This is a genomic window from Ectothiorhodospira mobilis, from assembly GCF_900114895.1.
GTDB lineage: Bacteria > Pseudomonadota > Gammaproteobacteria > Ectothiorhodospirales > Ectothiorhodospiraceae > Ectothiorhodospira > Ectothiorhodospira mobilis_A.
Genome location: NZ_FOUO01000008.1, coordinates 55,765 through 78,316, shown reverse-complemented (window position 1 = coordinate 78,316; position 22,552 = coordinate 55,765). Strand labels below are relative to the sequence as shown.

The following is a 22,552-nucleotide window of genomic DNA, read 5'->3' as shown; positions in this document are numbered from 1 at the left end:
CCATCCACCCAGAAGACAACACCACACCAACGCAGCACCAAGGGGGAAATCCATGCCGAATATCCATGCGCGCAACACCCTGTCCGGGGCCGTGGCCTGCAGTGTCCTGGCCGCCGGCGGGATGCTCGCCGCCGAGCCGCTCCGGGCCGCCGGCTTCTACATCCAGGAGCAGAGCGTCAGCGGCCTGGGGCGGGCCTTCGCCGGGGAGGCGGCGGTGGCCCGGGACGCCAGCACCGTGTTCTTCAACCCGGCGGGCATGACCAGCCTCTCCGGGCCGGAACTGCAGCTGGCCTCCCACCTGCTCATGCCCAAGGCGGAGGTGGAGAACGACGGCTCCACGGTCACCACGCCGGGCACCGGCGGCGCCCCCGTCCCCGTCACCGGCGGCTCCGGCGGCAACCCCTACGACCCCACGCCGGTGCCCAACCTGTTCTACGCCCGGCCCCTCAACGCCGACACCTGGATCGGCTTGGGCATCACCGCCCCCTTCGGCCTGGTGAACGACTACGACGACGACTTCTTCGCCCGCTACGATTCCACCGAGACCGACCTCAAGGTGCTCAACCTGCAGCCCAGCCTGGCCTACCGGGTCAGTGACCGCCTCTCCATCGGCGGCGGCCTGGACATCCAGCGGGCCAAGGCCACCCTCAAGAGCGCCATCCCCGACCCCACCGTGCTCGGCGGCCCCAGCGTGGACACCGACGGGGAGCAGCGCCTGGACGCCGACAGCTGGGACTTCGGGTTCAACCTGGGCCTGACCTGGCAGGCCACTCCGGCCACGCGCCTGGGGGCCCATTACCGCCAGGGCATCGAGCACGAACTGGACGGGGAGGCCAGCGTGCGTTATCCTACGGGCCTGGCCGCCATGCAGGGCACCCCCGGATACACCAAGGACGGCCAGGCCACGCTGCACCTGCCGGACATGCTGGCCCTGGGGATGAGCCACGAGCTGAACGACCGCTGGAGCCTCATGGCCCAGTACAAGTGGTTCAACTGGTCCAACTTCGACGAGATCCGCATCCGCTTCGACGACGGCAGCCCGGACAGCACGACGGAACAGAACTACGGCGACAGCTGGGCCCTGGCCCTGGGGGCCGAGTACGTGCTCAACGGCCAGTGGACCCTGCGCGGCGGCCTGCAGTTCGACCGCACCCCCACCCGGGACGGCTACCGCACCACCCGCACCCCCGACGGCGACCGCCTGTGGTACTCCCTGGGGGCCAGCTACGCCACCGGGGACCGCTGGGCCCTGGACCTGGCCTACACCTACATCGACATCGCCAGCGAGTCCCTGGACCTGACCCGGGATTTCTTTGAGAGCAACCCGGCCGTGGCCAGCAGCGCCGGGATCGACGGGGAGATCCAGGGCCATGTGCACATCCTGGCGGCGGCGGTGCGCTATCATTTCTAGGTGATGGACGCCACCTTCCCAGCCCTGATGATCCGCGACGAGGTGGCGGGCAGCCGCCGCGTCCAGCTCACCCGCCTGGCGGCGGACGAGCTGGGGGAGGGGGATGTGGAGGTGGCGGTGCACTACTCCGCCCTCAACTACAAGGATGCCCTGGGCATCACCGGCAGCGGCCGGGTGCTGCGGAACTCCCCCCTGGTGGGGGGCATCGACGCCGCCGGGGAGGTGGTCACCGCCCCGGCGGCGTCGGGCCTGCGGCCCGGGGACGCCGTGCTGGTGAACGGTTGCGGCCTGGGGGAGCGCCATCACGGCGGCTTCGCCGCGCGCATCCGCGTCCCCGCCGGCTGGGTGGTGCCCCTGCCCGCGGGTATGGATCCCCGCAGCGCCATGATCCTGGGCACGGCGGGGTTCACCGCCGCCCTGGTCCTGCAGCGGTTGCGGGACAATCACCAGACCCCGCAGATGGGCCCGGTGGTGGTCACCGGCGCCAGCGGGGGGGTGGGCAGCCTCACCGTCCGCCTGCTGACGGCCCAAGGCTTCGAGGTGGTGGCGGTCTCCGCCAAGCCTGCCCTGCACGATTGGATCCGCTCCCTGGGGGCGGTGAAGGTGCTGGATCGCCGCGGCCTGCCCCTGGGCTGGCGGCCCCTGGAGTCGGCCCGCTGGGCCGGGGCCGTGGATACCCTGGGGGGCGAGACCCTGGCCTGGCTGACCCGCACCGTGGCCGAGCGGGGCAACATCGTCGCCGTGGGTCTGGCCGGGGGCGCCGATCTGCGCACCACGGTGATGCCCTTCATCCTGCGGGGGGTGGCGCTCCTGGGCGTGAGCGCCGACCACCACCCGCAGGAGGACCGTTGCGCAGTCTGGAGGCGGCTCGACGGTGACTGGGCCATCCCCGGACTGGAGCAGATCCTCAGCGAGGAGATCGCCCTGGGGGAGGTCCCCGCCGCCAGCCACCGCATGCTGGCGGGGGAGACCCACGGGCGCATCCTGGTGGATGTGAACCGCTAAGGGGTCGTGCCCCGGCGGGGGTCAGGGCTTGCCGGTGCCGGAGAGGATGGAGTCGGGGGTGATCACCTCGCGCATCACCCGGGTGTCCTTGGCGCGGCCGCCGCAGACCTCCAGGGTGCGCCCGTCGGGCATGGGCACCCGCACGGTGTAGCCCAAACCCGGTTCGTGGTTGAGGGTGACCGTGCGGGTCTCCCCGGGGCGCAGCTGCAGGATGTTGGTCTCCTGCTGGGTGTTCACGTTGGCGTAATGCAGGTTCACCTTGGGCAGGGTCTCCGAGGTGCGGTTCTGCACATGCACCACCAGGGCCCGGTCCGGCAGGGGCAGCTCCGGCTCCAGGGTCATGCGTGTGCCCACCACCCCGGCCACCAGGGCCAGGGGGACCAGGATCCATGCCAGCATCGAGTTAGAATCGTTCATGACCTGCAGGATAGCGCCCGTCCCCCGGGGTGTCAGTGAGTAAAATCATTTTCCCGATGGCGGAAGCAGGGTAAGTTCGGGGCCGTTGCAGGGGACCGGTGTCACCGGTGTCCCGGGCGGAACCCCTCCCCATGGGGCAGGGTCCTGTCATTGCCCCCAAGATCATGGAGCCGAGACCGATCCATCGCCGACTTCCGCTGCCATGGGCAAACCCGCCCACGGCCCACGACCGTTCCCGTCTGCGGCGTACCTGCCTGCGTACCCTGCTGCCATGCCTCCTGCTGCTGGCCGCGGGCTGCGGTCCCGCGCCGGATGCCCCTGCGCCGATGGAGGACATCCCCCCACGGCCGGTGCTCACCACCCCCCTGGTGCCCGCCTCCGAGCCGGTGCTGCGCCGCTTCAGCGCCCGGGCCCGGGCGGCGGAGCACACGGCCCTGGCCTTCCAGGTGACCGGACGCGTGACCTCCATGGCCGTGCACGCGGGGGACGGGGTGACCCGGGGCCAGGTGCTGGCGCGCCTGGATGATGAGGACTACCGCCTGAAGGTGGCGGAGCTGGAGGCGCGCCTGGAGGCCGCCGAGGCGCGTCTGCAGGAGGCCCGGCGTAATCACCGCCGCGGCCGTGACCTGGTGGCGGACGGCACCATGAGCCAGGCGGAGTTCGATGCCCTGGACTCGGCCCTGCGCCAGGCCCGGGGCCAGCGGGACGCCACCCGCGAGACCCTGGCCCAGGCCCGGGCGTCCCTGGCGGACACCGTGCTCCGGGCCCCCTTCGACGGCCGTGTGGTGGCGCGCCGGGCGGAGCCCTTCGAGCAGGTGGGGCCGCAGCGTGCCATCTTCCTCCTGGAGCGCCTGGACCCCATCGAACTGGTGGTGGGGCTGCCGGAGGCCCTGGCGGCCCGCTCCCTGCCCCGCAGCCTCCAGGTGCGTTTCCCGGCGGCCGGGGTGGAGACCGAGGCCCGGGTACGGGCCCTGGTGATGGATGTCCAGGACACCCAGGTCTATCCCCTGCGGCTGCATGTGGACAACCCCGAGGGCCGCATCCTGCCGGGGATGACGGCGCAGGTGGCGCTGCCGGTGCCGGCGCCGGATGGGGAGGAAGGGGCCTTTCGCGTCCCGGTCACGGCCCTGTTCGATCACCGCGGGCGGCCCCATGTCTGGGTGGTGGATCCCGGTGAGGGCCGGGTGCAGCGCCGGGCGGTGGAGACCGCCGCCGTGGGGCGTGACGGGGTGCGCATCCGCGGGGACCTGCGCCCCGGGGAGTCCGTGGTGACCGCCGGGGTGACCCACCTGCGGGCGGGGCAGCGGGTGACCCCGATGACCCGGGATGAGCTCGCAGGGGCGCGCCCGTGAATCCGGCGCAATGGGCCATCCGCAACGGCCGCTTGCTGGGGTTCGTGGTGCTGCTGCTGGTGGTGGTGGGCCTGGTGGCCTACACCCGCCTGGGCCAGCTGGAGGATCCGGACTTCACCGTGCGCACGGCCCTGGTGTACGCCCAATACCCCGGTGCCGATGCCCTGCGGGTGGAACAGGAGGTGACCGAACCGCTGGAGCTGCGCATCCAGCAGATGGGGTCGTTGCAGCAGGTGCAGTCGGTGAGCCGGGACGGCCGCGCCCTGATCTTCGTGGACATCCAGGAGGGCCGTCCTCCAGAGGCCATGGAGCAGATCTGGGACGAACTGCGCCAGAAGGTGGAGGCGGCCGTGCCGGATCTGCCGCCGGAGGTGCGCGGCCCGTTTGTGAACGACGAGTATGGCGATGTCTACGCCCTGCTGCTGGCCCTCACCGGGGAGGGCTACGACCACGCCGTGCTGGATGAGGTGGCCGACGATGTGCGCCGGGCCCTGTTGCGGGTGCCCGGCGTGGCCAAGGTGGAGCTCTTCGGCGCCCGCGGGGAGCGGGTCTTCGTGGAGACCTCCCGGGACCGGATCGCCGAGCTGGGCCTGCACCCCGGCCAGGTGGTCCAGGCCCTGCAGGACCAGAACGGGGTGGAGCCCTCGGGGTTCGTGGAGATGGGACCCCGGCGGCTGCGCATGGACGCCAGCGGGGCCTTCGATTCCCTGGAGGCGCTGCGCAACCTGAGCATCCGCAGCCCCGAAAGCGGGGACCTGGTGTACCTGCGGGATTTCGCCCAGGTGCACCGCGGCTTCGCCGATCCCCCCGAGGCCCTGCTACGTTTCCAGGGGCAGCCGGCCCTGGCCCTGGGTATCGTCCCCGTGGAGGGGGCCAACGTGGTGGACCTGGGGGCGGCGGTGAAGGACCGGCTGCAGGACCTGGAGGCCACCCTGCCGGCGGGCATGGCATTCGGCGTAATCGCCGACCAGCCGCGCCAGGTGCAGGCGGCGGTGGGGGACTTCATGGTGAACCTGGTGACCGCCGTGGTCATCGTCATCGGCGTGTTGCTGCTGTCCTTGGGGCTGCGCACCGGGCTCATCGTCGGCGCCGGCGTACCCTTCACCATCCTGGCCACCTTCATCGCCATGTGGATCACCGGCATCGACCTGCACCGGGTCTCCCTGGGGGCGCTGGTGATCGTCCTGGGCATGATGGTGGACAACGCCATCGTCGTGGCGGAGATGATCGTGGTGCGCATGCAGCAGGGCATGGACCGGCTGCAGGCGGCGGCCCGGACCGTGGCCGAGACCGCCTGGCCCCTGCTGGCGGCCACCCTCATCGCCGTGCTGGCGTTCTCCCCCATCGCCCTCACCCAGACCGCCACCGGGGAGTTCACCCGCTCCCTGTTCTGGGTGGTGGGGTTCAGTCTGCTCATCAGCTGGGTGCTGGCCATCACCGTCACCCCCCTGATGTGCCATCTCGGGATCAAGGCCCCGGCACGCGGGGGAGGGGATCCCTACGGCGGCCGCGGCTTCGCCCTCTTCCGTCGCCTGCTGGAGGCCGTGCTGCGCCACCGCCGCTGGGCCCTGGCGGGGATGTTGGGGCTCATGATCCTGGCCGTGGCCGGCATGGCGCTGGTGCCGCAGATCTTCTTCCCCCCGGCGCAGCGGGCCCAGTTCCTGGTGGACTACTGGCTGCCGGAGGGCAGCCGCATCCAGCAGACGGCCGAGGACATGGCCGAGATCGAGGACTGGCTCGCCCGCCGCGACGGGGTGGAGTCGGTGACCGCCTTCATCGGCGAGGGGGCGCCCCGGTTCTACCTGCCCATGCTGCCGGAGAACCCCAATCCCGCCTTCGGCCAGATCCTGGTGAACCTGTCGGACGTAAAGGCCCTGGACCGGGTCATGGCCGAGACCGGCGCCTTCGTGGGCGGGCGGTTCCCGGATGCCGAGCCCCGCATCCGCCCCATGCAGCTGGGGGAACCGGTGCGTTATCCCATCCAACTGCGCATCATCGGCCCGGACCGGGAGGTGCTGCGGACCCAGGGGGAGCGGCTCATGGGGCGCATCGAGGGGATGCCCGGCCTGCAGCACGTGCGCCTGGACTGGCGCAACCGCACCCCGCATCTGCGGGTGGAGGTGGATCAGGAGCGGGCGCGCAGGGCCGGGGTCACCAGCCGGGACATCGCCCGGGCCCTGGATACCGGCTTCTCTGGGCGGGCCATCGGCGTCTACCATGAGGGGGACGAGCGCATCCCCATCGTCTGGCGCTTCCCCCTGGCGGAGCGCACCGATCCGGCGCGGGTGGAGACGATGCCCGTGTGGCCCGCCTCCGGGGGGCCGGCGGTCCCCCTGATGCAGGTGGCGGAGGTCTCCCTGGCCATGGACGATGCCGTGATCTGGCGCATGGACCGGGAACGGGCCCTGAGCCTGCAGATGGACCTGGTCCCGGGGGCCACCGCCCACCGCGTCCTGCAGGACCTGAAGGCGCGCCTGGCGGAGGTGGACCTGCCCGCCGGTTACCGCCTGCAATGGGACGGCGAGCCGGTGGAGGCCATGGAGGCCCAGGCCGGGGTGCTGCAGCCAGCGCCGGTGGTGTTCGGGCTCATGGCCCTGGTACTCATGGCCCAGTTCAACAGCTACCGCCGTAGCCTCATCATCCTGCTCACCGTGCCCCTGGGGATCGTGGGCGTGGCCCTGGGGCTGCTGCTGTTCCGCCAGCCCTTCGGCTTCATGGCCCTGTTGGGGGTGATGAGCCTGTCGGGGATGATCATCAAGAACGCCATCGTCCTGGTGGAGCAGATCGACCTGGAGGCGGGGCGCAACGGCAATGCCTACAGCGCCCTGGTGGACGCCGCCGTGAGCCGCGTCCGCCCCGTGCTGCTGGCGGCCGCCACCACGGTGCTGGGCATGCTCCCCCTGGCCCTGTCCGGTCCCTTCTGGGCCCCCATGGCCATCGCCATCATGTTCGGCCTGGCCCTGGCCTCCCTGCTCACCCTGGTGGCCGTGCCGTTGTTCTACGCCGTGCTGTTCCGGGTGCGGCCGGCATCCTGAGCCGCTGGGACACGGGGCCTAGAGCCGCTTGCTCACCAGCTTGATGCCCTCGTCCTCGGGGCTGTTGCGGGCGCTGAAGCCCAGGCGGTGCATGAGGGCCATCATGTTGGTGTTCTGCGCCAGCACCTCGCCCTCCATGGTGCGCAGGCCGCGGGAGCGGGCCACCTCCATGAGCTCGTTCATCAGGTGCGAACCGATGCCCCGGCCCTGCCACTCGTCCGCCACGGCGAGGGCGAACTCGCAACTCAGCTGGTCCGGGTTGGCGGTGTAGCGGGCCACGGCCACCTGCAACTCCGAGCCGTCCGGCTGTTCTTGTACGGCCACCAGGGCCATCTCCCGGTCGTAGTCGATCTGGGTGAAGCGCACCAGCATCTGCGGGGTGAGCTCGTGCACCGCCTGCATGAAGCGGAAGTAGCGGGATTCCGGCGACAGATGGCGCACGAATTCCTGCTCGATGCGGGCGTCCTCCGGGCGGATGGGGCGGATGGTGAGGTTGATGCCGTCGGGCAGCTGCCACTGGCTCACCAGGTGGGCCGGGTAGGGGTGGATGGCCATGTGGGCATAGCGGTCGGGCATGGCCGGCGGGTAGGCCACGCTGATGCGGGCGTCCACCGCCGCCAGGCCGCGTTCGTCCACGATGAGGGGGTTGATGTCCATCTCCTGGATCTCGGGCAGCTCGCACACCATCTCCGAGACCCGCAGCAACACCTGTTCCAGCCCCTCCTCGTCCACGGCGGGCATGTTGCGGAACTGCTTGAGCAGCTTGGCCACCTTGGTGCGGGCGATCATGCCCTCGATGATCACCTCGTTCAGCGGCGGCAGGGCCACCGCCCGGTCCTTGATCACCTCCACGGAGGTGCCGCCGGAGCCGAAGCTGATCACCGGGCCGAACACCGGGTCCCGCAGCACCCCCACCATGAGCTCGCGGCCGTGGGTGCTCTTGTGCATGCGCTCCAGGGTGACGCCGTCGATGCGGGCCTCGGGCTGCAGGCGGCGGGCATCCTCCACCATGGTCAGGAAGGCGCTGCGCACCGATTCGGCGCTGCTGATGTTCAGGCGCACCCCCTGCACGTCGGACTTGTGCGTGATGTCCGGGGAGTCGATCTTCATGGCCACCGGATAGCCCACGGTGCCGGCGGCCACCAGGGCCTCGCTGGCACTGGTGGCGCGCATGGTCTGGGTGACCGGGATGCGGAAGGCCGAGAGCACCGCCTTGGACTCCATGGTGCTGAGCACCTTGCGCCCCTCCGCCAGGGCCCCCTCGATGATGAGCCGCGCCCCCTGCACGTCGGTGCGGCCGCGGTCGGTGAGGGGGCTGGGCACCTGCAGCAGCAGGCGCTGGTTGCGTTTGTAGGTCGCCAGATAGGCGAATCCCTCCACCGAGGCCTCGGGGGTGGTGAAGTGGGGCAGGCGTTCGTGGGTCAGGTGTTCCCGGGCCTCGCGCACCTGTCTGTCCCCCATCCAGCAGCCCAGCACCGGCTTTTTCACCTTCTTCGCCACCTGGGCGGTGACCCGGGCCACCTCCAGGGGCTCGGTCATGGCCTGGGGGGTGAGCATGACGATGGCGGCGTCCACGCCGGGGTCCTCCAGGCAGGCGGTGGTGGCATCCTGGAAGCGTTGGGTGTCGGCGTCCCCCAGGATGTCCACCGGGTTGCCGTGGGACCACTGCTCCGGCAGGGCCTGGTTGAGCCGCTCCATGGTGGCCGTCTGGAACTGGGCCATGCTCACGTCCAGCTCCACGGCCCGGTCGGTGGCCATCACACCGGGGCCGCCGGCGTTGGTGACGATGGCCAGGCGGTTGCCCTCCACGCGGTAGCCGCTGGAGAGGATGCGCGCAGCGGAGAAGAGCTGCTGGATGGTCATGGCGCGCACGGCCCCGGCCCGTTCCAGGGCGGCGTCGAAGACATCGTCCGCCCCCACCATGGAGCCGGTGTGGGACATGGCCGCGCGGGAGCCCTCGGCGTGGCGTCCGGCCTTGATGACGATCACCGGCTTCATGCGCGCCGCCGCCCGCAGGCCGCTCATGAAGTGCCGGGCGTTGTGCACCCCCTCCACGTACAACAGGATGCTGCGGGTCTCCCGGTCCAGGGCCAGGTAGTCCAGCACGTCGCCGAAGTCCACATCCGAGGCGTCCCCCATGGAGGCCACGGCGGAGAAGCCGATCTCCTGGCTCTGGGCCCAGTCCAGGATGGCGGTGCAGATGGCCCCGGACTGGGACACCAGGGCCAGATTGCCGGGCAGGGCCTGGTTCTGGCTGAAGGTGGCGTTGAGCCCGCGGCTGGGACGCATCACCCCCAGGCAGTTGGGGCCGATGAGGCGCAGATCGTACTCCCGCGCCGCCTCCATCATGGCCTCCTCCAGGCGCTTGCCGGCGCGACCGGATTCGGCGAAGCCGGCGGAGAGGACCACCGCCCCGCGCACCCCGTGTTCGCCGCAGTGGCGCAGGATGCCCGGGATGGTGCGCGCCGGGGTGGCCACCACCACCAGGTCCACCGGCCGGCCGATGGCCTCCACGTCCGCGAAGGCCTTGTGGCCGCGTACCTGCTTGTGTTTGGGGTTCACCGGGTAGAGCTCCCCCTTGAACCCGGAGGCCAGGAGGTTGGAGAACACCACGTTGCCCAGGGCGTTCTTGCGCTCGGTGGCCCCGATCACGGCGATGCTGCGGGGGGAGAAGATGCGGTTGAGGAAATGCGGTCCCATGGTCTGGCTGGAGGTCCACCTCGGTTGGGGGCGACACGTGCAAGTATAGTATGGGGCATGCTGCGGTGCAGCGAAACCGGTGTCCCGGGCGGCGGTCTTCCCGAAGCATAGCCGCCCGCGGGCCATCCGCGGGGGCGCCCCCGGCCCGATGGCCTAACGCGGCCCCCATGGGTACCATGGGATCGAGCCACAGGAGCCGCCCATGACCGCCATCGCCTTCATCACGCATCATGACTGCACCCTGCACCGGGTGGCCGCCCACCATCCCGAGGTGCCGGAGCGCCTGTCCGCCATCGACGACCGCCTGCTGGCCTCCGGCATCGGCATCCTGCTCAGCCACTACGACGCCCCGCTGGTGACCCGGGAGCAACTCCTGCGGGTGCACGACGCCGGTTACGTGGACTGGGTGGAGGCCTCCGCGCCGCCGCAGGACAGCGACACCATGGTGTGCCTGGACGAGGGGGATACGGTGATGACCGGACACACCCTCACCTCCGCCCGCCGGGCCGCCGGTGCCGCCGTGCTGGGGGTGGACCTGGTGATGTCCGGCGAGGCCTCCAGCGCCTTCTGCAGCGTGCGCCCGCCGGGGCACCACGCCGAACGCGCCCGGGCCATGGGCTTTTGCATCTTCAACAACGTGGCCGTGGGTGCGGCCCACGCCTTGGCCCATCACGGCCTGGAGCGGGTGGCGGTGGTGGATTTCGATGTGCACCACGGCAACGGCACCGAGGAGATCTTCCGCCAGGAGCCGCGGGTGCTGTTCTGCTCCACCTTCCAGCATCCCTTCTACCCCTTCACCGGCACGGAGAAGGAGACCCCCAACCTGGTGGACTGCCCGCTGCCCCGGGGCGCCACCGGGGCGGACTTTCGCGAGGCGGTGCAGGCGCACTGGCTGCCGGCCCTGGAGGACCTTTGCCCGCAATTGGTGATGATCTCCGCCGGGTTCGATGCCCACCGGGAGGAGGACATGGCGGACCTGCGCCTGGTGGAGGACGACTATGCCTGGGTGACGCGCCAGCTCAAGGACCTGGCCGACCGCCATGCCGGCGGCCGGCTGGTGTCCTGCCTGGAAGGGGGGTATGACCTGTCCAGCCTGGGCCGCTCCGTGGCGGTGCATTTGGACGCCCTGATCGGGTACTGATCCCCTTCAGGAATGCACCCCGGGTTCGCGGGAGCCGCCGCGCACCCGGTTCTTGCCCGACTGCTTGGCCTCATAGAGGGCCTTGTCCGCCCGCAGGAAGAGGTCGTTCGGGGTGTCGTCCGGTTCCAGGGTGGCCAGGCCGATGCTCACCGTCTGGGGCGGTTCTTGGGGCTGCAGCGGCGTGGGGGTGCGGGATACGGCCCGGAGCATGCGCCGGGCCACCTCCTCGGCCGTGCGCGCGTCGGCCCCCGGCAGCAGGGCGACGAATTCCTCCCCGCCGTAGCGGCACAGGGTGTCGCCCCGGCGCACGCTGTCCGCCAGGGCCTGGCCCAGGCGGATGAGCACCTGATCCCCCACCGGGTGGCCATGGGTATCGTTGATGCGCTTGAAGTCGTCGGCGTCGATGAGGAGCACCGACAGGGGGTCACCGCGGCGGCGGGCCTCGGCCACCATCTCCGGCAGGCGGCGCTCCAGATGGCGGCGGTTGAACAGGCCCGTGAGTTCATCCATGAGGGTGATGCGCTCCAGCTGGTCGCCGCGGCGGGCCAGAGCCTCGCGTTCCGCCCGCAGCGCCCGGATGCGGTCCGCCAGGGCCAGGGAGAGCAGCACCGTGTCCAGGGCCGAACCCACCTGCGCGCCGTAGTAGGTGAGGGTGTTGTTGGGCAGCCATCCCAGGGCGGCGGCGATGAACACCACCATGCCCAGGATGAGCACGGACCAGGCCCCCAGGAGATAGGCCGCGGGGGTGAAGCGGTGCAGCCACAGGGCCCGCGCCGCCGCGGTGAGGATGAGGACGATGGCCGCCAGCCCCGCCAGGGAGAAGGACAGCACGCCGGCGGCCGGACCGGCCCAGAGGCTCAGGGCCAGCCCCAGCAGGGGGACGGGCAGCAGCAGGCGCAGCAGGCGGTCCAGGGTCGGGTCACGGCGCCGGGTGATGAGGAAGCGCCGGCTGAACTGGAGGGCGAACACCGACATCAGGGTCAGGGCGGTGAACATGAGTTGGTGGGTGGTCTGGATGGGCATCCCGGGCAGGAATTCCAGGTGCAGCCCCCGCTGGAAGAGGAAGTACGCCGCCGTGGAGAGCACGAAGGCGATGTACCAGGCGTAGCTGGTGTCCCGCAGGGTGAAGAGCAGGAACAGGTTGTACAGCGCCAGGGCCAGGATCATCCCGTGGTAGAACCCCTGGGCCAGCCAGAAGCGGTTGCTCTGGGCCCGGTGTCCGGCGGGGGTCTGGATCTCGGCGTAGAAGCGCAGGGCCTGGCCGCTGTCGATGCGCAGCAGGTGCCGGCTCGCGTCCTCCCCGGCCGCCGCGATGCGAAAGCTGTGCCGCCAGGCGGGCTGCAACCGCCCGGAAGGGCCCACGCTGGGGTTGCGTCCGGTCTGCTGCCAGTGGCCTTCGGGTCCCTGGGTGAACAGAGTGACGTGCTCGAAGAGGGGGTTGTCCAGGTTGAGGATGCGGTCCCCCGGGGCGGCGCCGCGGTCCAGAACGAAGGCCACCCAGAGCACCCCGGGGCGCATGCCCAGGTTGAAGGCGTGTGTCCCCAGGGGGCGGAAGCGGGTGTCTGTATCCGCCAGCAGGTCCTGCGGCCTGTCGTGGCCCTGAGGGTCCAGGTAGACCGCGGCATGGGGGCCCAGGGGGATGCGTTCACCGGCCTCCAGGGGCAGGGGGGCGGGCCAGGACACTTGGGCCCGGACCGGGTCCGGTGATCCCAGCACCAGGAGCAGCAGGCACAGCGCGGCGAGGGACGGCAGGGGTAGGACGCGGTCGGACAGGGCGGTATTCCTGGTTGCAGGGCGGTTCAGGCGGACTTCGCGGGCCGACTCCCGTCGCGAAGGTGGTGGTGTACCGTGTCCAGCACTTCCTGGAGGTTCAGCGGCAGGGTGAGATAGCCGTCGAAGCCCGCCTCCCGGCCCCGGTGGATCTCGTCCCGGGAGGCGCAGGCCGTCAGGGCCACCACGGGGGTATCCTGCAGCGCGGGCATGCGCCGCAGGGTGTGGAGGGCCTCGAAGCCGTTGATCCCGGGCATGTGCAGGTCCATCAGGATCAGGTCGGGATGATAGGCCACCGCCAGGTCGATGCCCAGGGAGGGGGTCGCCGCGCCGATGAGTTCCACCTCCCCCAGACGGGCCGCCAGGCGCTGCATGAGCCGCAGGTTGCCCGGGTTGTCGTCGATGTGCAGCACCGTGCCCTGGGCCCGGGGGGGCTCCCGGGTGTACTCCGGGGCCATGGCCATGCCCGCCGCCGCCTGTTCCGGGTAGGCCCGGGGCAGGCGCACGCAAAAGCGGCTGCCCCGGCCGGGCTCGCTCTGTACCGAGATGGTGCCCCCCATGGCCTCCACCAGGCGCTTGCAGATCACCAGCCCGATGCCCGTGCCCTCCACCTCGTTGTGGTCCAGGCGGTTGAAGGGCTGGAAGAGCTCTCCCCGGCGTTCCGGGGGGATGCCATAGCCGGTGTCGGAGACCTCCATGTGCACCCATTCCCCCTGGGGGCGGACATGCAGATCCACCCGGCCCCCGGGGCGGTTGTACTTGATGCCGTTGGAGAGCAGGTTCACCAGCACCTGCTTGAGCCGCAGGCCGTCCCCCAGGGCATGGGGGGTCTCGTCCACGCGGCACTCCAGGCGGATGCCCCGGGGTTCGGCCAGGGGCCGGGCCAGGGTGATGCACTCCCGCGCCAGGGCCTCGCAGTCCACGGTGACGGCGGCCAGTTCCATCTTCCCCGATTCCACCCGGGACAGGTCCAGGATCTCGTTCATCAGTTCCAGCAGGTGGTCCCCGGCCTTGAGGATCTCCTGCACGTTCTCCCGCTGGTCCGCGTTCAAGTCCGGATCGGCGTCCAGGAGCTGGGCGAACCCCAGGATGGCGTTCATGGGGGTGCGCAGTTCGTGGCTCATCCCCAGGATGAATTCCGACTTCAATTGGTTGGCCCGGTCGGACACGCTCTTGGAGGCCCGCAGGTCCTCCTCGACGCGCTTGTGGGCGGTGATGTCCTGTACCGTGCCGAAGATGCGCTTGGTCCGCCCCTTGCCTTTGCCTCCCCGGTGGATGCGGGTCTCGGTGTGCACCCAGGCCACCGTGCCGTCCGGTTTCACGATGCGGTGCTCGCTGGTCTGCACATCGTCGATGTCGCCGCGGATGGCCTGTTTGAGCACGGCCTTGATGCGGTCCCGGTCCTCGGGGTGCACCAGTTTGGAGTAGCGCCGGAGGGTGGGACGGAAGGTGCCGGGGGCGTGGCCGTGGATGAGGAAGGCCAGGTCCGACAGCCATACTTCACCCCGGCCCAGGTGGATCTCCCAGTGGCCGAGGCGGGCCAGGTGTCCCGCCTCCTGCAGCTTGGCGCGGCTTTCGGACAGCTCCGCCTGCAGGCGCTTGTGTTCGGTGATGTCCAGCTTGTAGCCGCTCCACAGGATGCCGCCGTCGGGCAGGCGTTCGGGCAGGGCATGGGCCTGCACCCAGATCTCCCCCCGGTGGGGATGGAGGATGCGGTATTCGGCCTGCCAGGGGGTCATCTGCTCGGCGGAGCGGGTGATGCTCTCCTGGAAACCCTGGCGGTCCTCCGGGTGGATGCGCTCGAACAGGCGGCTTACATCCCGGGTCGCCTCTTCCGGCGACAGGCCGTAGAACCCATGGATCGCGTTGCTGGCGTAGGGCAGGGCGGCGGTGCCGTCCGGGTGCAGGTGATACTGGTAGATGAGGGCGGGCAGGGGGGCGGCGATGCGTTCCATTGGGTGGGGGTGTTCGGCCATGAATGACATCCTCCATTGAGCGCTCGGGGTGGCGCGGAATGCCGCTGGGGGCCTGCCGCCTTCCCCGGCATCGTGTGCGGCGCGGCTGCGGTGCCCCGCAGCCGGGTCCCGCCCGGTGGCTCGCCCGTGCCGCGTCACGAGAATATAGACTTTCTCTGCATGCATACAAGCCGCGGCCGGGGCATCCGTCGCCCCGCAGCCGCCGCCCATTGCCCCGCCCGCCGGGACTCGCTATGCTCTTGCCCCCTTCCGTGACGCCGCCGGCCGCGCCCCGAGCCCGTTCCCCATGGCCCAGAGCTACGACTACATCAAGGATGGCGCCGCCATCTATGCCCAGTCCTTCGCCACCATCCGCGCCGAGGCGGATCTGGCCCATCTCACCCCCGAGGAGGCCCGCGTCGCCGTGCGGGTGATCCATGCCTGCGGCATGGTAGGGGTGGTGGATGACATGGTCTTTACCCCCGGGGCCGCCCGGGCCGGGCAGGCGGCCCTGGAGGCGGGCCGCCCCATCCTCTGCGACAGCCAGATGGTGGCCCACGGCATCACCCGCGCCCGCCTGCCGGCGGACAACGCCATCCTCTGCACCCTGGGGGATCCCCGGGTGCCGGATCTGGCCCGGCAGATGGGCAACACCCGCTCCGCCGCCGCCCTGGACCTGTGGGGCGAGCGCATGGACGGGGCCGTGGTGGCCATCGGCAACGCCCCCACGGCCTTGTTCCACCTGCTGGAGCTCATCGACGCCGGCGCGCCGCGCCCGGCCCTGGTCCTGGGCATGGCCGTGGGTTTTGTCGGGGCCGCCGAGTCCAAGGAGGCCCTGGAAGAGCGCCCGGACCTGGAGTCGATCATCGTGCGCGGCCGCCTGGGGGGCAGCGCCATGGCCGTGGCGGCCGTCAACGCCCTGGCCTGCGAGCGGGAATGATGGCCTGCGGCACCCTGCTTGGCATCGGTTTGGGGCCCGGGGATCCGGAGCTGATCACCCTCAAGGGGCTGCGGCGGCTGCAGGCGGCCCCGGTGGTGGCCGCCTTCGCCAAGGCCGGACGCACCGGCAACGCCTGGACCATCGCCGAACCCCATCTGCTGGCGCAGCAGACCCGGCTGCGCCTGGAGTATCCCTTCACCCTGGAGGTGGCGGTGAGCGATCCCCGCTACCACCGGGAGATGAATGCCTTCTATGACGACTGCGCCCGGCAGCTGGCGGCGCACCTGGAGGCGGGCCGGGACGTGGCGGTGATCTGCGAGGGGGACCCGTTCTTCTACGGCTCCTACATGTACCTGCACGACCGCCTGGCGGGACGCTTCGCCGCGGAGGTGGTACCGGGCATCACCGGTATGAGCGCCTGCTGGACCCGGGCCGATGCCCCCATCACCCATGGCGACGATGTGCTCACCGTGCTCCCGGGCACCCTGCCGGAGGCGGCGCTGGTGGAGCGGCTGCGCGTCACGGACGCCGCCGTGTTCATGAAGGTGGGGCGCAATCTGCCTCGCATCCGCGCCGCCCTGGGGCAGGCCGGGATGCTGCACCGGGCCATCCTGGTGGAGCGGGGCAGCATGAACGGGGAGCGGGTAACGCCCCTGGCGGACTGGCCCGCCGACCAAGCGGTGCCCTATTTCACCATTGTGCTGGTGCCCGGAAGACAGGGGGTGAGATGAGCGGACGGGTGGACATCATCGGCCTGGGTCCCGGTGCCGAGGACCTGCGTTGCCCCCGGGCGGCCGGGGCCCTGGCCCAGGCCACGGACCTGGTGGGTTATGTGCCCTACCTGGAGCGGGTGGCGGAGGACAGCGGGCAGCGCATCCACGGTTCCGATAACCGCGAGGAGATCCAGCGTGCCCGCCTCGCCCTGGATCTGGCGATACAGGGCCGGCGGGTGGCCGTGGTCTCCTCCGGGGACGGCGGTGTCTTTGGCATGGCGGCGGCGGTGTTCGAGGCCATGGAGCAGGGCGATCCCCGCTGGCGGGCGCTGGAGGTGGCGGTGCATCCCGGGGTGTCGGCGGTGCTGGCCGCCGCCGCGCGCCTGGGGGCCCCCTTTGGCAACGATTTCTGTGTCCTCTCCCTGTCGGACAACCTCAAGCCCTGGGGGGTGATCCTCAACCGCCTGGAGGCGGCGGCCTGCGCCGGCTTTGCCATGGCCTTCTACAACCCCATCTCCAAGGCCCGTCCCTGGCAGTTGGGGGAGGCCCTGGCGCGCCTGCGTCGGCATCTGCCGGGCAGCGTGCCGGTGATCTTCGCCCGCGCGGTGAGCCGGCCCGAGGAGCACGTGGAGATCACCACCCTGGCCGATGCCCGGCCGGAGCAGGCGGACATGCGCACCCTGGTGATGGTGGGCAATGCCGAGACCCGCCTCATCCCTCGTCCGGGGGGCGAGCCGTGGGTGTACACCCCGCGCCGCGTGGGGATGAATGCCTAGTCCGCTAGGTCCCGCCGGCCCGGCGCCGCAGCCAGGCCAGGGCCGCCTCCGGGCCGGGTACGGTTTGCGCCACCTCCGGCACCGGCGGGCGCTGCACCATGATCACCGTCACGCCGCAGCGGCGTGCCGCCTCCAGCTTGGGCCGGGTGGCCTCGCCGCCGGAGTTCTTGGTCACCAGGGCGTCGATGCGCCGGGTGCGCATCAGTTCCAGTTCGTCTTCCAACTGGAACGGTCCGCGCAGGGTGAGGCATTCGCAGCGGGGCGGTCGGATCTCGGGGAGTTCCACGCTGCGCACCAGGTAGTGGTGCTGCGGGGCCTGGCAAAAGGCCGCCAGTTCCAGCTGGCCGATGGTGAGCAGCACCCGCCTCGGGGTCTCCCCCAGGGCCCGGGCGGCGGCGGTCATGTCCGTCACCATCTGCCAGTGGTCCCCGGGGCCCGGGGTCCATGGGGGGCGGCGCAGGGCCAGCAGGGGCACGCCGGTGGCCCGTGCGGCGGCGGCGGCGTTGGCGGAGATGCGGGCAGCGAAGGGATGGGTGGCGTCCAGCAGCACCTGCACGCCCTGTTCCCGCAGATAGGCGGCCAGGCCCTCCGGGCCGCCGAACCCACCCACCCGGGAGGGCAGATCCGGCAGCCGGGGGTTGCGGGTGCGGCCCGCCACGGAGTACACGGGTGCAAAGCGCCCGTCGCCCTCCAGGGCGCGGGCCACCGCAAGGGCCTCGCCGGTGCCGCCGAGGATGAGGAGCCGCAGGGGTGGGGTCACTGCCGTCATGGACTGCCTTGTGGGAGGTGGAGCCGCGGGCGGGTGCGTCGTCGAATCCATTCACCGGTACACTGAAGAACGATGCCAAATCCCGTCTCCCATCCCGAGAAGGAAGGTCCGCACATGCCCTGGCTGAGCATCATAGGCCTGGGGGAGGAGGGCGTCGAGGGGTTGAGCCCGGCGGCGCGGGCGCTGCTGGAGCAGGCGGAGCTGGTGGTGGGGGGCCATCGGCATCTGGCCCTGGCCGGGCCCCTGATCCGGGGGCGCCGCCTGGCCTGGGCCTCGCCCCTGGCGGACACGTTGCCGGAGCTTTTGGCCCACCGGGGGCGGCCGGTGGCGGTGCTGGCCTCCGGGGATCCCTTCTTCTTTGGCGTGGGCAGTACCCTGCGTCCGCATCTGGATCCCGGGGAGTGGCGTTGCCTGCCCCAGGCCTCCAGCATCGCCCTGGCGGCGGCCCGGCTGGGCTGGGCGCAGCAGGACTGCCCCGTGGTCTCCCTCACGGGCCGCCCCCTGGAGGGCCTGCGGCCGTTCTTGCAGCCGGGGCGTGGCCTGTTCGTGCTCTGCGCCGATGGGCAGACCCCTGCACGGGTGGCTCGGACCCTGTCGGACTGGGGGTTGGGGGAGACGGTCATGACGGTGCTGGAGGCCCTGGGCGGGCCCCGGGAGCGGGTGCGCGCCACCACCGCCCGGGGCTTTGACCTGGCGGATGTGGATCCGCTGAATCTGCTGGCCCTGGAGGTGCGCCCGGGGCCCGGGGCCCGCATCCTGCCCCGGGCCCCGGGGCTGCCGGATGACTGGTTCGAGCACGACGGGCAGATCACCAAGCGGGAGGTGCGGGCCCTGACCCTCTCCAGTCTTGCCCCCCGGGCCGGGGAGTTGCTCTGGGACGTGGGCTGCGGCTCCGGTTCGGTGTCCGTCGAGTGGCTCCTGGCCCATCCGGCCAACCGGGCCATTGCCCTGGAGAGCCATCCGGAGCGGGCCGCCCGGGCGGTGCGCAACGCCGCCGATCTGGGGGTTCCCCGACTGGAGGTACGCCGGGGCCGTGCCCCGGAGGGGCTGGAGGATCTGCCGGCGCCGGATGCGGTGTTCCTCGGGGGCGGGGCCCGGGATGCGGCGGTGATCGAGCGCTGCTGGGAGGCGTTGCGTCCCGGCGGGCGCCTGGTGGCCAATGTGGTGGTGGTGGAGACGCAGCAGGTGGTTTTGGAGGCCTGGCAACGTCTGGGGGGGAGTCTGACGCGGCTGTCCGTGGAGCGCCTGGACCGGGTGGGTGGGCTGCATGCCTTCCGGCCCGCCATGCCGGTGCTGCAGTGGGTGGTGGAGAAGGGATGATGCCGTTTTCTGGATCGGTGGGCCGGGTTTCCGGTCCGGGCCCGGGGGGATCCCCTGCGGCGGGCCGCCGTGCATACCTCCCTGTAGGCTTGCGCGCCGCTTCCCTGCGGCGCACACCCGCCTCCGGGGATCCCCCCGGGCCCGGACCTGCCTTTGGGGGGTGGCCCCCTGCGGCGGGCCGCCGTGCATCCCTCCCTGCAGGCTTGCGCGCCGCTTCCCTGCGGCGCACACCCGCCTCCGGGGATCCCCCCGGGCCCGGACCTGCCTTTGGGGGGTGGCCCCCTGCGGCGGGCCGCCGTGCATCCCTCCCTGCAGGCTTGCGTGCCGCTTCCCTGCGGCGCACACCCGCCTCCGGGGATCCCCCCGGACCCGGGTCTGCCTTTGGGGACCACGGGCGGGAACCATAGATCCAGGATTGCAACGGGTACCATCATGACGGTTCATTTCATCGGCGCCGGTCCCGGCGCGGCGGATCTGATGACCCTGCGGGGGGTGCGCCTGCTGGCGGCCTGTCCCGTGTGTCTCTACGCCGGTTCCATTGTGCCCCGGGAGGTACTGGCCCACTGCCCCTCCGGGGCGCGCATGGTGGATACCGCCCCCCTGGATCTGGATGCCATCGAGGCCGAATACCTGCGCGCCTTTGCCGCGGGGGAGGATGTGGCGCGGCTGCATTCCGGGGATCTGTCGGTGTACAGCGCCGTGGCGGAGCAGATCCGCCGCCTGGAGCGCCACGGCATCCCCTATACCCTCACGCCGGGGGTGCCGGCCTTCGGTGCTGCGGCGGCGGCGCTGGGGCGGGAGCTGACGGTGCCGGAGGTGAGCCAGAGCCTGGTCCTTACCCGGGTGTCGGGGCGGGCCTCGAAGATGCCCCCCGGGGAGGACCTGGAGCACTTTGCCCGCACCGGAGCGACCCTGGCCATCCATCTGGCCGTGCACCGCCTGGAGGAGGTGGTGACGCGGTTGGTGCCGTTCTACGGGGAAGAGTGTCCCGCTGCCGTGGTGGCCCGGGTCACCTGGCCGGATCAGGTGCTGGTGCGGGGGACCCTGGGGACCCTGGTGGAGCAGATGCGGGCCTCGCCGGTGGAGCGCACCGGCCTCATCCTGGTGGGCCCGGCCCTGGGCAGCCGGGATTTCCGTGAGAGCGCCCTGTACGATCCCGAGTACCGGCGCCGCTACCGTTCCGGCGGACCGGAGGGGGCGGCCGGGGCGGACTGAAAGAACGGGTTCAGTCCATGAACCCGGCCCGGCCCACCCGTTGGCCGGCGCGGTCGAAGATCAGGATCTCCAGGCGGCTGCGTTGCGGGTCGATGAGCCCCTGGGCGAATGCGTGGGCCGCCCGGGCCACGGCGTCCCCCAGTGAGACGCCGGCCTCCTGGGCGTGGCCGAAGGCCTCGGCCACCGTGTTGGAGGCGGCGATGCGGGCCTGGCAGTCCGGGTCCGCCCCGGCGGTGGCGGCAAGCCGGGCCAGTTGGCCCAGGTCCGCCTGGCCGCGGCGGGAATGCACGTCCATGAAGCCCTGGGAGAGCTTGGTGATCTTGGCCATGCCCCCGGCCACGGTGATGCGCGGCACCGGGTGGGTGCGCAGGTACTTGAGCATGCCGCCGATGAAGTCCCCCATGTCGATGAGGGCCGCGTCGGGCAGGGCGTGATGGGCCTGCACCGCCTTTTCGGAGGTGCGCCCCGTGGAGCCGGCCACGTGTTCCAGGCCGGCGGCCCGGGCCACGTCGATGCCCCGCTGGATGGCGTGGATCCAGGCGGAGCAGGAGAAGGGCACCACCACGCCGGTGGTGCCGAGGATGGACAGCCCCCCGAGGATGCCCAGGCGGGGGTTGAGGGTGTCCGCGGCGATCCCTTCCCCCCCGGGGATGGAAATTTCCACGAGAACATCGCCGGACACGTTACACTGTGCGGCTATTTCTTCCACGGCCCGGCGCATCATGGCCCGGGGCGAGGGGTTGATGGCGGGTTCGCCGATGGCCACGGGCAGGCCCGCCCGGGTCACCTGGCCCACCCCCTCGCCGGCGCAGAACCGTACCCCGCTGCCCGGCGGCCCCCGGCGCACGGTGGCCTGTACCAGGGCGCCGTGGGTGACGTCCGGGTCGTCGCCGGCGTCCTTGACGACACCGGCCCGGGCCCAGTCCTCGCCCCGCTCCTGCATGGCCAGCGAGAAGGCGGGGGTGAGCCCCTTGGGCAGGGTGATGCGTACCGGATCGGGAAAGCCCCCGCCCGCCAGGGCCGAGAAGGCGGCCTTGGTGGCGGCGGTGGCGCAGGCCCCGGTGGTCCAGCCCCGCCGCAGGGCGGTCCCCTGGGGTCGATGCGAAGGGGTCTGATCAGACATGGCATGGAGTATACCGAAGCGATGAATCCACTGTCCCCATCACCGAATCCCGCCCCCGGGGCGGCGCTGGAGGCCCTGGAGACCCTGATCCCGGGGATGCCGCGCATGCGCCCCGGCGAGGTGTGGATCGTGGGGGCCGGTCCCGGCGATCCGGGGTTGCTCACCCTGCACGCCCTGTCGGCCCTGCTGCAGGCGGATGTGCTGGTGCATGACGCCCTCATCGACGCCCGCACCCTGGCCCTGGCGCCGCCGCAGGCGGTGCGCATTTTCGCCGGCAAGCGCGGCGGTCGGCCCTCCACCCATCAGGACGAGATCACCGCCACCCTGATGGATCAGGCCCGGCGCGGCTTTCGCGTGGTACGCCTCAAGGGCGGCGACCCCTTCATCTTCGGCCGCGGCGGCGAGGAGGTGGCGGCGCTGGTGGAGGCGGGCATCCCCAATCGGGTGATCCCGGGGCTCACCTCCGGTCTGGCGGGCCTGAGCGCCGTGGGCATCCCCGCCACCTGCCGGGGCGTGAACCAGGCCCTGTTCCTGGCCACCGGTCACGGCGCCGGGCGCCGGCCCACACCCGAGGGCATCGACTGGCCCCTGGTGGCCCGCCTGGGGCAGCCGGTGGTGCTCTACATGGCCCTGAAGAACCTGCCCTTCATCCTGGAGGGGCTGGGACAGGGGGGGATGGCCCCCGAGACCCCGGCGGCGGTGGTGGCCTGGGCCACCACCGCCCAGGAGCGGGTGGTGGTGGCCACCCTGGGGACGTTGCTGGAGACCCTGCGCCGGGAGGGGCTGGATGCCCCGGCCATCATCGTCCTGGGGGAGATCGTGAACTGCCGCAACACGTTGCAGCGTGTGGTGACCCAGGCCATGGGGGAGGTGTCTTCTTCCTAGGCCGGTGTTACGAAATCCGGTGGTC

17 protein-coding genes are annotated in these 22,552 nt (G+C 71.5%); 11 read left to right on the top strand and 6 right to left on the bottom strand.

From position 1 onward, the window contains the following. The first annotated feature begins 52 nt into the window (after window positions 1-52). Complete coding sequence (locus tag BM214_RS08055) at window positions 53-1,411, top strand: OmpP1/FadL family transporter (protein ID WP_090485394.1); 1,359 nt, start codon at window positions 53-55, stop codon at window positions 1,409-1,411. A 3-nt stretch (window positions 1,412-1,414) separates the two neighbouring features. Further along, complete coding sequence (locus tag BM214_RS08050; protein WP_090485391.1) at window positions 1,415-2,416, top strand: acrylyl-CoA reductase family protein; 1,002 nt, start codon at window positions 1,415-1,417, stop codon at window positions 2,414-2,416. A 21-nt stretch (window positions 2,417-2,437) separates the two neighbouring features. On the opposite strand, the gene BM214_RS08045 is transcribed toward BM214_RS08050, so the two are convergent. After that, complete coding sequence (locus tag BM214_RS08045; RefSeq protein WP_090485388.1) at window positions 2,438-2,815, bottom strand: hypothetical protein; 378 nt, start codon at window positions 2,813-2,815, stop codon at window positions 2,438-2,440. A 344-nt stretch (window positions 2,816-3,159) separates the two neighbouring features. Between BM214_RS08045 and BM214_RS08040 the strand changes: the two genes are divergently transcribed. Both BM214_RS08040 and BM214_RS08035 read left to right on the top strand, forming a co-directional pair. After that, a complete protein-coding gene (locus tag BM214_RS08040; RefSeq protein ID WP_177217626.1) occupies window positions 3,160-4,185 on the top strand; it encodes an efflux RND transporter periplasmic adaptor subunit in 1,026 nt (341 codons plus the stop codon). Further along, window positions 4,182-7,220 (top strand): efflux RND transporter permease subunit, encoded by a 3,039-nt coding sequence (locus tag BM214_RS08035; protein WP_090485381.1) that lies wholly within the window; start codon window positions 4,182-4,184, stop codon window positions 7,218-7,220. Before BM214_RS08040 ends, BM214_RS08035 begins: the two co-directional genes overlap by 4 nt. 18 nt (window positions 7,221-7,238) lie before the next feature. Here the strand turns inward: BM214_RS08035 and BM214_RS08030 are convergent, their stop codons facing one another. After that, entirely contained in the window at window positions 7,239-9,920 is a 2,682-nt protein-coding gene (locus tag BM214_RS08030) for a bifunctional acetate--CoA ligase family protein/GNAT family N-acetyltransferase (RefSeq protein WP_090485378.1), read from the bottom strand. A gap of 202 nt (window positions 9,921-10,122) precedes the next feature. On the opposite strand from BM214_RS08030, the gene BM214_RS08025 reads away from it, so the two are divergent. Continuing rightward, window positions 10,123-11,061: a histone deacetylase family protein gene (locus tag BM214_RS08025; RefSeq protein ID WP_090485376.1), complete on the top strand. Its 939-nt coding sequence runs from the start codon at window positions 10,123-10,125 to the stop codon at window positions 11,059-11,061. Window positions 11,062-11,067: 6 nt separating this feature from the next. Here BM214_RS08025 and BM214_RS08020 read toward each other — a convergent pair whose 3' ends face one another. Both BM214_RS08020 and BM214_RS08015 read right to left on the bottom strand, forming a co-directional pair. Beyond that, window positions 11,068-12,744, bottom strand: a complete 1,677-nt coding sequence (locus BM214_RS08020) for a sensor domain-containing diguanylate cyclase (RefSeq protein WP_177217625.1) — start codon at window positions 12,742-12,744, stop codon at window positions 11,068-11,070. A 116-nt stretch (window positions 12,745-12,860) separates the two neighbouring features. Next, window positions 12,861-14,807 carry a PAS domain-containing hybrid sensor histidine kinase/response regulator gene (locus BM214_RS08015; protein ID WP_177217624.1) on the bottom strand — a complete coding sequence of 649 codons (1,947 nt, stop codon included), beginning with the start codon at window positions 14,805-14,807 and terminating at the stop codon, window positions 12,861-12,863. Between the two features lie 286 nt (window positions 14,808-15,093). Here BM214_RS08015 and BM214_RS08010 point away from each other — a divergent pair, with 286 nt between their 5' ends. The 3 genes from BM214_RS08010 to cobJ are packed head-to-tail and all read left to right on the top strand — an operon-like array spanning window position 15,094 to window position 17,215. Further along, window positions 15,094-15,726, top strand: a complete 633-nt coding sequence (locus tag BM214_RS08010; protein ID WP_090485366.1) for a precorrin-8X methylmutase — start codon at window positions 15,094-15,096, stop codon at window positions 15,724-15,726. Beyond that, window positions 15,726-16,457: a precorrin-2 C(20)-methyltransferase gene (locus BM214_RS08005; RefSeq protein ID WP_342351308.1), complete on the top strand. Its 732-nt coding sequence runs from the start codon at window positions 15,726-15,728 to the stop codon at window positions 16,455-16,457. Before BM214_RS08010 ends, BM214_RS08005 begins: the two co-directional genes overlap by 1 nt. Next, window positions 16,454-17,215, top strand: a complete 762-nt coding sequence (gene cobJ / locus BM214_RS08000) for a precorrin-3B C(17)-methyltransferase (protein WP_090485362.1) — start codon at window positions 16,454-16,456, stop codon at window positions 17,213-17,215. Before BM214_RS08005 ends, cobJ begins: the two co-directional genes overlap by 4 nt. Before the next feature lie 4 nt (window positions 17,216-17,219). Here cobJ and BM214_RS07995 read toward each other — a convergent pair whose 3' ends face one another. Next, entirely contained in the window at window positions 17,220-17,984 is a 765-nt protein-coding gene (locus BM214_RS07995) for a cobalt-precorrin-6A reductase (RefSeq protein WP_090485359.1), read from the bottom strand. Between the two features lie 114 nt (window positions 17,985-18,098). Here BM214_RS07995 and cbiE point away from each other — a divergent pair, with 114 nt between their 5' ends. Both cbiE and cobM read left to right on the top strand, forming a co-directional pair. Further along, complete coding sequence (gene cbiE / locus BM214_RS07990; RefSeq protein ID WP_244887896.1) at window positions 18,099-19,304, top strand: precorrin-6y C5,15-methyltransferase (decarboxylating) subunit CbiE; 1,206 nt, start codon at window positions 18,099-18,101, stop codon at window positions 19,302-19,304. A 432-nt stretch (window positions 19,305-19,736) separates the two neighbouring features. After that, a complete protein-coding gene (gene cobM / locus BM214_RS07985; RefSeq protein ID WP_090485353.1) occupies window positions 19,737-20,519 on the top strand; it encodes a precorrin-4 C(11)-methyltransferase in 783 nt (260 codons plus the stop codon). A 10-nt stretch (window positions 20,520-20,529) separates the two neighbouring features. Here the strand turns inward: cobM and BM214_RS07980 are convergent, their stop codons facing one another. Continuing rightward, a complete protein-coding gene (locus BM214_RS07980; protein WP_090485350.1) occupies window positions 20,530-21,642 on the bottom strand; it encodes a cobalt-precorrin-5B (C(1))-methyltransferase in 1,113 nt (370 codons plus the stop codon). Between the two features lie 21 nt (window positions 21,643-21,663). On the opposite strand from BM214_RS07980, the gene cobA reads away from it, so the two are divergent. Then, window positions 21,664-22,527 (top strand): uroporphyrinogen-III C-methyltransferase, encoded by an 864-nt coding sequence (gene cobA / locus BM214_RS07975; RefSeq protein ID WP_090485346.1) that lies wholly within the window; start codon window positions 21,664-21,666, stop codon window positions 22,525-22,527. Window positions 22,528-22,552: the final 25 nt, after the last annotated feature.

Excerpts from the sequence above, each read along its gene's own strand:
- BM214_RS08055 (WP_090485394.1), top strand. The coding sequence starts at position 53 with ATGCCGAATATCCATGCGCGCAACACCCTGTCCGGGGCCGTGGCCTGC.
- BM214_RS08050 (WP_090485391.1), top strand. The coding sequence starts at position 1,415 with ATGGACGCCACCTTCCCAGCCCTGATGATCCGCGACGAGGTGGCGGGC.
- BM214_RS08045 (WP_090485388.1), bottom strand. The coding sequence starts at position 2,815 with ATGCTGGCATGGATCCTGGTCCCCCTGGCCCTGGTGGCCGGGGTGGTG.
- BM214_RS08040 (WP_177217626.1), top strand. The coding sequence starts at position 3,160 with ATGGAGGACATCCCCCCACGGCCGGTGCTCACCACCCCCCTGGTGCCC.
- BM214_RS08030 (WP_090485378.1), bottom strand. The coding sequence starts at position 9,920 with ATGGGACCGCATTTCCTCAACCGCATCTTCTCCCCCCGCAGCATCGCC.
- BM214_RS08025 (WP_090485376.1), top strand. The coding sequence starts at position 10,123 with ATGACCGCCATCGCCTTCATCACGCATCATGACTGCACCCTGCACCGG.
- BM214_RS08015 (WP_177217624.1), bottom strand. The coding sequence starts at position 14,807 with ATGGCCGAACACCCCCACCCAATGGAACGCATCGCCGCCCCCCTGCCC.
- BM214_RS08010 (WP_090485366.1), top strand. The coding sequence starts at position 15,094 with ATGGCCCAGAGCTACGACTACATCAAGGATGGCGCCGCCATCTATGCC.
- BM214_RS08005 (WP_342351308.1), top strand. The coding sequence starts at position 15,726 with ATGGCCTGCGGCACCCTGCTTGGCATCGGTTTGGGGCCCGGGGATCCG.
- cobJ (WP_090485362.1), top strand. The coding sequence starts at position 16,454 with ATGAGCGGACGGGTGGACATCATCGGCCTGGGTCCCGGTGCCGAGGAC.
- BM214_RS07995 (WP_090485359.1), bottom strand. The coding sequence starts at position 17,984 with ATGACGGCAGTGACCCCACCCCTGCGGCTCCTCATCCTCGGCGGCACC.
- cbiE (WP_244887896.1), top strand. The coding sequence starts at position 18,099 with ATGCCCTGGCTGAGCATCATAGGCCTGGGGGAGGAGGGCGTCGAGGGG.
- cobM (WP_090485353.1), top strand. The coding sequence starts at position 19,737 with ATGACGGTTCATTTCATCGGCGCCGGTCCCGGCGCGGCGGATCTGATG.
- BM214_RS07980 (WP_090485350.1), bottom strand. The coding sequence starts at position 21,642 with ATGTCTGATCAGACCCCTTCGCATCGACCCCAGGGGACCGCCCTGCGG.
- cobA (WP_090485346.1), top strand. The coding sequence starts at position 21,664 with ATGAATCCACTGTCCCCATCACCGAATCCCGCCCCCGGGGCGGCGCTG.